This window comes from Paenibacillus sp. FSL R7-0340, assembly GCF_038002205.1.
GTDB lineage: Bacteria > Bacillota > Bacilli > Paenibacillales > Paenibacillaceae > Paenibacillus > Paenibacillus polymyxa_B.
In genome coordinates, this window is record NZ_JBBOBY010000001.1 from 4,674,688 (window position 1) to 4,686,913 (window position 12,226).

A 12,226-nucleotide genomic window follows, 5' to 3' on the forward strand; every position below is an offset into this window, starting at 1 on the left:
AATAGACAGAAAGGAATGAGACTTTATGAATGAGAAAATAACCCGACTGTATGATGAACTGAAGTCACAGTCTTGGGACGGCCTGCTTGTGACCGATCCTAAACATATTTACTATCTGACGGGCTTTGCCAGTGATCCGCATGAGCGTTTTCTTGGTCTGGTGTTGCTTCGGGACCAAGAACCAGAACTGATCGTACCCGCCCTGGATGCAGAAGCCGCCCAAGCTGCTTCTTCTGTGACTCGTATATCCACCCACACCGATACAGACAATCCATATGATCTGCTGCGTCAACGTACAGGCACCGGTGTGAAAGCATTCGCGCTGGAAAAGGAGCACGTCTCCGTCCTCCGTTACGAACAGCTACATACTGCCATTGGCGCGGCTCAATATGTGGATCTAGGCCCTGTGCTTCAAGAAATGCGTGTGAGAAAAACTCCTGAGGAAGTACAACGTCTGAAACATGCAGCTCGTTTGGTAGAAGATGCTCTTCGTCACGGTCTCACCCATGTGCGTGAAGGGGTGACGGAAGTCGAGCTGGTGGCCGAAATCGAATACCAGATGAAAAAGATCGGCGCAGAGGGCCCGTCCTTTGACACAACAGTACTGTCTGGACCCAAAACAGCCTTGCCTCATGGTGTTCCAGGCACCCGCAAGCTACAGCATGGCGATCTGCTCATGTTTGATATGGGCGTATACTCCGATGGCTATGCTTCGGATATTACACGTACTTTTGCTTTTGGAAAGCTATCGGCTGAGCTGGAAACGATTTATAATACGGTTCTTCGCTCGAACGAAGCGGGAATTGCCGCCATTCGCCCGGGAGTTTCCTGCGCATCCGTAGATCAGGCAGCACGGGCTGTTGTTGAAGCCGCTGGATATGGCCCTGCCTTTAACCATCGAGTTGGACACGGCCTTGGCATGAGTGTTCACGAATATCCATCTGTACACGGAGGCAATAGTGATCTGCTTCATGAAGGCTTCGTGTTCACAATCGAACCCGGCATCTATGTGCCAGGCCTCGGCGGTGTGCGGATTGAAGATGACGTTCTGGTCACCTCTGATGGTGTTGAAGTGCTTACCTCTTTTCCAAAAGAACTGACAGTGCTGGGATAAAAACATCGCTATTCATTATATCGGTATGTAAAAAGTATGAAAAAAGGAGGGGCAGCCCCAAGCCATTATGGCTTGAGGGTTTGCTCCTCCTCTTCTATAAAGCGGAAATTGCGTGCGATGTACAAAATGGGTGTACCCGCCGCGGTCAGTACAAATTTTAAGATGTAGGTGGTGAATAATATCTCGAGCCATATCCCCCACGCATAACCGTAAAAGGCAATAGTACAGAAAATGAGCGTATCTATAAACGAGCTGATCATCGTGCTGCCATTGCCGCGAATCCAGAGCTGATGACGTTCCGGAAAAAACTTGCGAATCCAGGCATACAGACGCACGTCCAGCAATTGACTGACCGCATAGGCTGTCAAGCTGGCAAGCGCAAGCCTTGGCAACAATCCAAACAGCTGTTGCATCGGTGTCTGGGCAAAATCCGTTGCAGTAGGCTGGAACTGCAGCACCATTTGCATCGTTATCGTCGTCATAATCAGAGTAAAAAAGCCGAACCACACAGCTTTACGCGCCTCTTTAGGCCCATATTTTTCATTCAGTAAGTCACTGGCCATATACATAGAAACATACATCGTATTTCCCAATGTCGTGGTAATACCGACCAGATCAATCGTTTTGGTTACCTGAATGTTGGCTAGTACAGTAGCAACACCAATCCAGGCGTACAGCCCTTTTTTACCGAACAACCGAAAACATAACAAAAAGAACATAAAATTGACGAGGACAAAAGCTGCCCCCCATAACAGATTAAACATGAAATCCTCCTAGTTTTGATAGCGCGGGATGGTTGCGAACCGCGGTTCATCCGAAGCAAGCCGGAAAAACATTATTTTAATGTATCATAGATTAGGATTCGTGAACAGCTATAATTTACACTGTCCTAAACTCAATACAAAGAGCCGACCTTATGGCCGGCTCTTTGTATTGAGTACATTCTGTACGTGTGTTATATAGGCTACAGATGCGATAGGGGAAGGCATCGTACACCTTTCGTTTATCATTTACTTAGGAGTGTGCCGTTGCATCCAAATCCATGCCATGATTGTTGAACACGTCTTGATCGTTCTCCTTGAGCACCTTGCCTGAAATGAGACCTGCGGTAATAGAATCATTGACATTTAACGCTGTGCGTCCCATATCAATCAACGGTTCGACTGAGATGAGCAATCCTGCCAATGCCACTGGAAGATTCATGGTGGAAAGCACGATCAGGGAAGCGAAAGTGGCACCACCGCCTACACCCGCCACGCCAAACGAGCTGACCGTAACGACCAGAATAAGCGTGAGGATAAAATCCCAGCTCGTTGGATCAATACCCACGGTTGGAGCAATCATGACCGCCAGCATTGCCGGATAAATACCAGCACAGCCGTTTTGCCCAATAGTCGCTCCCAAGGTCGCAGACAGATTCGCGATGCCGTCGGACACACCAAGCTTTTTCGTTTGTGTTTCAACATTTAACGGAATGGTCGCTGCACTGGAACGAGAAGTAAAAGCAAAAACCAATGTAGGCAATACCTTTTTCACATACGTCACCGGATTATAGCCGAACAAGGCCAGCAAAATAAGATGAATGATAAACATGACCAACAGAGCCACATAAGAAGCGAGCACAAACTTGATTAGCTTCAAAATTTCATCCGGATTGGTCGTAGCTACTACTTTAGTGATCAGTGCTAAAATGCCGTAAGGAGTCAATCTCAGCACCAGAGTTACAATCCGCATCACTACAGCGTACACTGCATCGATCACTTTACGGAAGGTTTGCGCCTGTTCTGGTTTTTTACGATCCAATCCGAGCACAGCCACACCGATAAAGGCCGAGAAAATGACCACCGCCAGCGTCGACGTACGACGTGCTCCCGTCATATCCTCAAAAGGATTTGAAGGAATAAATTCCAGCACCTGCTGTGGAATGGTCATGTCCTGAACTGTTCCAAGGCGCTCTTCCATCTTCAAGCCCTGTGCTTGTTCCTTCTCCCCACCTTGAATCTCAATTGCCTTTAGATCAAACGACAAGCTGGTTACAATACTAACTGAAGCAGCAATTGCCGTTGTAATCAGTAGTACTGCAATAATGGACACGCTGATTTTGCCAAGGTTCTGTCTTCCCTTCAAATTCATAATAGCCGAAATAATCGACACCATGATAAGCGGAATAACTACCATTTGCAGCAAACGGACATAACCATTACCTGCGAGGTTGAACCAATCAACTGATTTTGTAATGACCTCTGAGCCTGCCCCATAGGCATATTGTAGAACAGCCCCGTAGATCAGTCCGAAGCCAAGTCCGGCAAATACCCTTTTTGTAAAGGAGATGTGCTTTTTCTGCATCCAGACCAATACGCCTAGCAGCAAAAGCAGCACAATAACATTTAAAATAATAAAGAAGGTATCCATGTATTATTTCCTCCAAACTTATACTTAATATGTTTTATAAGGTGATCCTTCAATCCGAAGATTACTATATCACAAAACCAACTATTTTTGTAGGTTTTATAACAATAAAATAGTTAAGCAGCTTCCACTTTGGGTTTTATTGAAAATGCCAAACAGCAAGCCTTCATCTTTCGAAGACTTGCTGTTTTTTGTCCTGAACACAACGACATGTATTCAACTTAGGCGTAAAATTTTTATCAGCCGTTAGACGATCACTGTGTATAGCAGTTCCTGTTCCTTAACCACTTTATGCTGATTATCAGCGGACTCCAACTCGCTAAACTGAGCTACATTCGTAACAATAACAGGCGTTATCGTTTCGTAACCAGCCTTGCGGATTTCCACCAGATCAAACTCCAGCACGAGGTCTCCTACCTTCACGCGATCTCCTGCTTTAAGATGAGGCGTAAAATGAAGTCCTTTTAGTTTAACCGTATCCATCCCAACGTGAATGAGCATTTCAAGTCCTGAATCACTCACCAATCCAACAGCATGCCCACTTTTGGAAATGGAGAACACTGTGCCATCCACTGGGGAAACAACCCGGCCTTCGGATGGTTCAATAGCCCAACCTCTACCCATGATTTCTTGAGAAAATGCAGGGTCATTGACTTCACTGAGCGGCTTAACTTCACCCATAATCGGGCTGTATACCGGGATTTTCTCACCTTTCGGCAGTGAGGACACAGCAGATTGTGCTATTTCATCAGTAGAGATGTTTCCGGCAGCGTCTGTTGTTGCTTGTGGTGCTTCTTCGTTCTTTTCATCTGTAAAGCCGATCAAATAGGTAACAATCGTAGCAACCACAAATGCAATAATGAGACCAAGGATTGCGTATAAGAAAGTCGGTCCAATAAACATCGCCAGACCAGGCACACCAACCAATCCACCCATGACATACGCTTTTGTACCAAACAAGCTCATGAAGCCCCCGCCGACAGCTCCGCCGATCAACGCAGCAGTAAATGGTTTTTTAAACCGCATATTTACACCATACATTGCAGGCTCAGTTACACCCATAATAGCTGTCAAGCTCGTCGAGAAAGCCACTGTTTTGACTTTGGCATTTTTTGATTTTAAGAATACACCCAGTGCAGCACCAGCCTGTGCCAAGTTGGCTGCTCCCATAATTGGAATCATGTAGTCAAAGCCCAACATTGCAATCGATCCAATCATAATAGGAACCAACGCATAGTGCATACCTGTCATAATGATCAGGGAGAAGGTACCGCCTAGCAGCAGACCTGCAAGTGCACCTGTATTTTCAAACAACCAAGAGATACCGCCTGACAGGCCATTACCAATAATGGAGCCGAGCGGCCCTACAGCAACCAAAGTCAAAGGTACAATAATCAATAAAGTCAATGTCGGAACAACGAGCAACTTCAGTGATGCATGTGTATACTTATCAATGAATTTTTCAACATAAGATGCCAGCCAGACCGCAATAACGATTGGAATAACGGTCGAAGAATACGTGGCCGCTGTCACCGGAAGACCAATAAAGCTAACCTTCACGTTAGATGCCAGTAAAGCTGTAATCGTCGGGTGCAAAATGGAAGCACCAATCGCCGCACCAATAAACATATTACTGCCGAGTTTTCTAGCAGCACTGACAGCCAGAATAATAGGCAGGAAGTAGAACGCACCGTCACCTATTGCCGCTAAAATCGTATAGGTTTGACTCTTATCGGACATCCAGTTCATGGCCACTAAAAGAGCAATGATCCCTTTGATCATACCTGCGCCGGTGATCGCTGGCAAAATCGGTGTAAACATACCCGCTATAAAGTCGAACAGTTTGCTGATCGGGTTTTGTTTTTTCTTAGATGCAGTACTTGCTCCTGAGTCACTTTGCGGAGCCTTGGACATGTTGCTCACCAACGATTTGTACACGTTAGCTACATCATTACCGATAATAACCTGAAACTGGCCGCCACTCTCCATGACTCCCATGACGCCATCCGTTTTCTGCAACTGCTCTTTCTGAGCTTTCTTATCATCATGAAGGTTGAAGCGCAAGCGGGTCATGCAGTGAATGACCTGCTCTACGTTTTCTTCACCACCAACTAGTGTAAGTATCTCTTTGGATAATTGATTTCGATCCATGAGGTGTTCCTCTTTTCTTTTAAGGTATAAAATAAAATGCGCAAATGGGCAATAAAAAAACCTGAATACAGAAAGCAGACAGCTTAATAAAAAGCCAATCTTCTTTCAGCATTCAGGTTTTGCCTTCTGGTTTAGAAGTAGCAATCCTAAATCCCTGATCATACATAAAATCATTGATTTTTAATGATACGCTCGATATGAATGGTGAGATACAACATCTCATCCTGGGACAAGCTTCGACCATAGATTTTAGTCGTATAATCTCTTATTTTTTCCGCGCAGGCGTAAGCATTCTTATACTGAACCTTAACCATATCATGAAGGGAATTATCTGTATTTTGTACAGGGGTCCCATTCATTACCCGTTGAGCAAAAAATTTGAGATGTGTAATAAAGCGGTAATAGCTTAACGACTCTTCATCCAGATCCATTACAAAAAAGCGACTTACAATATTTATGATATCCTTGACAATGTTAGTCAGGGTTATCGTTTCGCGCATTTCGCTATTAAGCTGTGCATTCACCAAATGTAAGGCGATAAATGCTCCTTCATCATCTGGAAGTGTAACTCCCAGCTTGTCCTGAATCATGTGCAGTGCTTTGGTCCCAATCGTGAATTCCTTGCGGTACATTCGCTTGATTTCCCAGTAAAGTGCATTTTTGATATCCATACCCAAGCGATAACGCTCTATGGCAAAATGGATATGATCCGTCAGCGAAATATAGATGCTGTCATGCAACTCTACACCAAGTATCGTTTTGGCATATTGGATGATTTCATCAGAAATTTCAACATATTCAATAGGGATATCAGACATCAGGGTCATGAGTTTGCGGGAAACCTCGGTACTTTCAAGTTTGAAAATTTTCTCGATTTTCTCTTCTTCAATCTCATCGCCTGTGTTTTTTTTAAAAGCAATTCCTCTTCCCATAATGACTAATTCTTTCTGCTGTTCATCAATGACCGTTACGACGTTATTATTCAGCACCTTTGCTATCTTCATTCCATCACCTTAAGCCGCTTGGAGTAGTAAAAAAAGGCAATACCAAAACTGACACATAGTGCCTGCTTATGGTTTTGCCCGATACGCTCAGTAACAATCCACGATTGTGCAGTTTTGAATAACTGACACCATAATATCATATAAAGACTGAGGTGACAAGTTTTTTTGTAAACACTTTCATGAGGCTTTTGGGCATTGGCACGCCTTAGCTGCCAGGGCTCTTTTCCACAACCGAGTTCGGAGAAGCATTCATACCAGATGTGGACACTACTTGCGAATGCTCATCTTTTTCATCCACAAAGCCCATAAAATACGTAATTACGCCAGCTGTAACTAATGAGATTAACATTCCCAAAATAGCATATATAAATGTAGGACCGACGAATAATCCCAAGCTGGGCAGACCTGATATACCACCAATAGCCGTTGCTTCAGTTCCAAATAAACTCATAAATGCACCACCGAGAGCCCCTCCGATCAACGCCGCAACAAAAGGCTTCTTAAAGCGCATTGTGACTCCATACATCGCCGGCTCAACCACCCCCATCATGGCAAGCAAGCCTGTCCAAAAGGCCAGCGTTTTCACTTTGACATTTTTGGATTTAAAAAGCACGCCAAATGCTGCACCTGCCTGGGCAAGTACCGCTGCCACTACCACAGGAAAGACATGATCGTAGCCCAGTGTTGCAAGCGAGCTGATCATAATCGGTACCATTATATATTGCATACCTGCCATAATAAGCAAAGACATCGCGCCCCCGAGCAGCAGCCCTGCAAACACTCCTGCATTATCAAATAACCATGCGAGTCCATCCGATAAATGTTGACCGAGATACCCCCACAACGGGCCAAGAACGAACATCATCAAAGGTATAAAAATCATCAGAGTCAAAGTCGGGACAGCCACTACTTTAAGCCAATAGGGGGTATGCTTGTCTAACCATTTTTCCACATACGACGCCATCCAAACGACAACAAGCATTAGTATTATGGAAGAAGCAGACTGCCCGTCTATGACTGACAAGTCGCCAAAGCGAACCTCCTCACCAGACTGGAACAACTCTGTCAGGCGGGGATGCAATACTGATGCTCCGATGGCAGCCGCAACAAACATATTGCTGTTCAGCTTTCTTGCCGCACTTGCCGCAAATAGAATGGGCAAAAAATAGAATAAACCATCGCTGATAACCAATAAAATGGTATACGCCTGTTGATCAGATAACAAACTAGTAAATACCTGTTGGTCTGAAAACAAAAAACCTAAGGACATGAAAATAGATATTAATACCTTTATCATTCCCGCCCCAATCATTGCCGGCAAGATCGGAGTGAATACGCCTGATACATAATCTAATAGACGACTTATCGGATTTCTCCCTGTGGCAGCTCTGTAACTTCCGGAAGTCTGCTCCTGTTCATCTTCTCCCCTGACCTGCGAAATCATTTCTTTGGAAAGTAAATCCCGATTCATAACTACCTTTTCCCCTTTTTATATGTATATTGAAGACCACTTTCGAACTTACCAAACCAAGCTTAGAAGAATATTGTAATAAAAGCGGTATTCCTTATGCTACTTATATTACTTCTTTTTTACAATAGTTTTAAAGAAGGAGTAATCTATTCGTTTTTATGCACCTGATAATTTACATCTAACTTACATCTAAACACCTAAGACCATAGTTATATATTTTTTGTTTGTTTTTGGGCAAATATGACTATTCAACCGCCTGTTAATTATGTAAAATAGGTCTAACCTACTTTTTAGTAAATCATGGATTACTTCCCTTTCACATTCTTGTCCCTTGAATACAGCTGAAATATACATAGAATCCGAACATTTTCAGTCTTTTCTTCAAGCAAGGAGAGGAAAACAAGTAGATCATGGCGTGCCTAGTATCTTATTGGACAAGCGGCCTACATCAAGCAGGGGAATTCGTCTGATTTTATTACCATCATGTGAGAGGAGAATTTTCATGAAGAGTTTTAATCGTTCCATTGGCGCGAAATTACGAATTATGTTTTTGCTGATTCAGCTCTTTGCATCCCTTTTGTTCAGCATCAGTTTCTATGCAATATCCATGAGTATCATTAATAACAGTGTCATGCCTCAAGTAGACCAATTGCTAGAAACTGGAGCTAAAAATGTGTATCAGGATCTCAATATTTCCTTAGCGGTTCAGGCCCAACAAGGAAGCGGTTCTGATTCCGGCTCCGCTATACAGATGGAATCCTATCTTCAGGACAAGGTCGATACTCTCAAATTAGAATCGGCATATATCGCAGTAGTAAAGGATGGTAAAGCCGAAGTCGTCGCAAGGAATGTAAAATCAGTATACAAGGTCAAGGATGCACTCATTCCTGTAGAGGATATTAAAAAAGCAAAACAAGGCGAGATGAATATCAGTGAAATTTACAGCGATTCGTACGGAGTACACAAAACCGCCTTCTTTGCTATATCGGGTAGTAATCTAGTTCTGGGTGTGAACGAAGATGTCGGATTCGTACAGGAAAAATCCCAACAAATTTTATGGATTTGCATAGGTATTACAGTGGCAACGCTCCTGCTGGGCGGAATTATTTCTACCCTCGTGATACGTAAAGTTGTAGAACCCATTGCTGAATTGGTTCGTCATAGCGAAAAAATCGCTCAAGGTGATCTTTCACAAGAAGCGAAAGTTCATGGAGTCAATGAAATTGCCCAACTTGCCCGCAGCTTCCAATCAATGTCTCATAACTTGAAAGAAATGATCGGCCATGTGCTTTCTACATCCGGTGCGGTTGTTGAAGGATCGGACGAGCTGCTTCGTCGGACTGAGGCTATGAGTGTAAAAGTGCAGGACTCTACAGTTGCCGCAGAGGAAGTAGCAAAGGGCAGTACCAGCATAGCTACAACTGCTGCTGAAAATGCACAGGCTATGGAGGAAATCGCTCAAGGTGTTCAGCACATCGCCTCCTCTGCCAATGATGTATCCGATCAAATCAGTGAAGCAACGAAAGAAACGGTTAACGGTAATACGCTCGCTCAAAAAGCTGTAGCTCAAATGTCACAGGTAGGACATGCTGCCGATGAATCGCTTCGATACATCCATAGTATGAATGAGCGTTCAGAAGCCATTGGCAGTATCGTTTCGGCTATTTTCGATATTACGAAGCAAATTCAAATGTTGTCCCTGAATGCCTCCATTGAAGCTGCCCGTGCGGGCGAACATGGACGGGGCTTCGCCGTAGTAGCTGGAGAAGTACGCAAGCTTGCCGAGCAATCTAAAGAAGCCACACAAGAAATTTCTGACTATTTGGTTACCATTCAAGAAGTATCGCAACAATCTGTGGACTCTGTGACCCAGGTTAGCCGTGAAATTCATTCGGGAACGGAAATGGTTCAACAAGCGAGCTCAGCCTTTAACCAGCTAAGTGAGCTTATGCAAAAGATCAATGCTACGATTCAAACGGTATCTGCAGCAACGGAGCAAGTATCCGCCAGCTCGGAGGAAGTATCTGCTTCCGTGGAAGAGACAGCTCTCATCGCTGCCAATGCACAGCATATGATTCAAGAAATCGGTTTTAACGCCGATGAGCAACTAAATGAAATGGAAAGCCACAGCGAGGTTGTTCGCCAATTAAGCAAACAAGCAACCGAGCTGCAAAAGGCAGTTCAAAAATTTAAAATTACGTAAGCCGATACAATAGAGGATTTTGCAAAAATCCCATAAACGACTTCCAATGGACAAGATGTAGATCGAAATGGTTTAGTTCGTCTATATCTTGCACTTCAGAGCGACTGGAATCGAATTTTGCAAAATCCTGAATAAAAAGAGGTATCTCACAGTCTTGAAAATGGCTGTAGAAATACCTCTTTATTTTTTAAAAGCGATTTTAATAATCATCCATGAAGTTTATGAATTCATTCCCATAATACGATAAATTTGCTCCATATCTAAATGAGCCCGTACCACCTCTGCGACACGGTCAAACTCTCGTTCCTTGGCTTCACGTACAGTAAAAGTGCTTTCTAAAGGTGCCAAGCCCTTGGTTTGTCGCAATCCATCCAGCCAGCACCGACGAAAACGGTCATTATCAAACACACCGTGCAAATAGGTTCCCCATACTTTACCGTCTGTCGTACCCCAGCCTTCCTCAAAAGCTGTTCCTTCGCCACGCCGGATATGGAATAACCTTTTCATTTCGCTTAGGTTAAAAGTTATATCTGTAGGTTCGTATGGTTCCGTAACATACTCCGTAACGCCCATATGTATTTCATAGCCTTCAATGCTTGGCTTAGAGGCAGAACCCGAATCAGGCGCAGTACTAAGCAAAAGCGGGCAATGATTAGACAGGGTTCCCTGTACGCGTACGGTTTGCTTTTCCTTTAAAAAAGTCGTGGATAGAGCCAGCCAACCTAACCCTTCTGCCTGCTGCGGCAACCCAGATTCGACGGCTTGGGGATCAAATAGCGCTGTACCCAGCATCTGATAACCTCCACAAATGCCAACTAGCTGTGTGCGTCCAGTATTCATAGCCTGCCGAATGTCTTTCTCCAGACCTCTCTCACGCAATTCCAGCAGGTCTCCAATGGTGTCTTTGGTCCCCGGTAAGATAATGGCGTCCGGTACGCCCAACTGTCCGGATTCTGTGACATAACGAACACTCACATCCGGCTCTGCGGCCAGAGCATCCGTGTCCGTAAAATTGGAAATCCGCGGATATCGTATCACCGCAATATCCAGTTCTTTACCTTTTGCAGATTGCTTGGGCTTCTTGTCCAGTACTACCGAATCCTCTGCTTCAATGCGAATGTCTGGTAGATAGGGCAATACACCGAGTACAGGAATGCCCGTCCGTTCTTCCAGCCAGTCTAATCCCGGTTGAAGCAGAGACAGATCACCTCTGAATTTGTTAATGATAAATCCGCGGATACGCTGTACTTCATGGGGTTCCAGTAACTCGATGGTTCCTACGAGAGAAGCAAAAACACCGCCCCGGTCGATATCTGAAATAAGCAACACTGGTGCATCCGCCCAACCTGCCAAATTCATATTTACGATATCTCGGTCCTTCAAATTAATCTCTGCCGGGCTGCCTGCCCCTTCCATAAGGACAATATCATAGGTATTACGCAACCGATTCAGAGCATCCATAACGGTCTGTTTGGCTTTTGGCAAAAAATCCTTCCGGTAATCGGAGGCGCTCATATAGGCATAAGGTACACCGTGTACAACAATTTGTGAGTGCATATCTTTGACTGGCTTAATCAGAATCGGATTCATGTCAGTCGTGGCCTCAATACCGCAGGCCTCAGCCTGCACCCCCTGAGCGCGTCCAATTTCCTTGCCGTCCTCGGTAACATAAGAGTTTAACGCCATATTTTGCGACTTAAACGGTGCGGGACGATATCCGTCCTGCGTAAAAATACGGCAAAGCGCAGTTGTCACCACGCTTTTGCCCACATCCGACGCTGTTCCTTGAAGCATCAATACGGCTGCCGGGTTCGTGCAGGACGGTTCGAAAGTTGACAATTGCCTCTTCCCCTTTAACGAATTCATTTCAAATC

At 44.5% G+C, this 12,226-nt stretch carries 8 protein-coding genes; 2 read left to right on the forward strand and 6 right to left on the reverse strand.

Annotation, left to right across the window (positions count from 1 at the left end; genetic code table 11):
• The first annotated feature begins 25 nt into the window (after positions 1–25).
• Positions 26–1,114, forward strand: coding sequence for a M24 family metallopeptidase (locus MKX59_RS20900; protein ID WP_258297394.1), 1,089 nt, complete (start codon positions 26–28; stop codon positions 1,112–1,114).
• A 65-nt stretch (positions 1,115–1,179) separates the two neighbouring features.
• Here the strand turns inward: MKX59_RS20900 and MKX59_RS20905 are convergent, their stop codons facing one another.
• The 5 genes from MKX59_RS20905 to MKX59_RS20925 form a co-directional block, all read right to left on the reverse strand.
• Positions 1,180–1,878, reverse strand: a complete 699-nt coding sequence (locus MKX59_RS20905; protein ID WP_023987659.1) for a queuosine precursor transporter — start codon at positions 1,876–1,878, stop codon at positions 1,180–1,182.
• 250 nt (positions 1,879–2,128) lie between these two features.
• Positions 2,129–3,526 (reverse strand): L-cystine transporter, encoded by a 1,398-nt coding sequence (locus MKX59_RS20910; protein WP_025724316.1) that lies wholly within the window; start codon positions 3,524–3,526, stop codon positions 2,129–2,131.
• A 243-nt stretch (positions 3,527–3,769) separates the two neighbouring features.
• A complete protein-coding gene (locus MKX59_RS20915; protein ID WP_340858851.1) occupies positions 3,770–5,674 on the reverse strand; it encodes a beta-glucoside-specific PTS transporter subunit IIABC in 1,905 nt (634 codons plus the stop codon).
• Positions 5,675–5,844: 170 nt separating this feature from the next.
• Positions 5,845–6,678, reverse strand: coding sequence for a BglG family transcription antiterminator LicT (licT, locus tag MKX59_RS20920; protein WP_023987656.1), 834 nt, complete (start codon positions 6,676–6,678; stop codon positions 5,845–5,847).
• A 205-nt stretch (positions 6,679–6,883) separates the two neighbouring features.
• Positions 6,884–8,149, reverse strand: a complete 1,266-nt coding sequence (locus MKX59_RS20925; protein WP_340858854.1) for a PTS transporter subunit EIIC — start codon at positions 8,147–8,149, stop codon at positions 6,884–6,886.
• Between the two features lie 502 nt (positions 8,150–8,651).
• Between MKX59_RS20925 and MKX59_RS20930 the strand changes: the two genes are divergently transcribed.
• Positions 8,652–10,352, forward strand: coding sequence for a methyl-accepting chemotaxis protein (locus tag MKX59_RS20930; RefSeq protein ID WP_023987654.1), 1,701 nt, complete (start codon positions 8,652–8,654; stop codon positions 10,350–10,352).
• Positions 10,353–10,571: 219 nt separating this feature from the next.
• Here MKX59_RS20930 and MKX59_RS20935 read toward each other — a convergent pair whose 3' ends face one another.
• Positions 10,572–12,191 carry a cobyric acid synthase gene (locus MKX59_RS20935; RefSeq protein WP_053324915.1) on the reverse strand — a complete coding sequence of 540 codons (1,620 nt, stop codon included), beginning with the start codon at positions 12,189–12,191 and terminating at the stop codon, positions 10,572–10,574.
• Between the last annotated feature and the right edge of the window lie 35 nt (positions 12,192–12,226).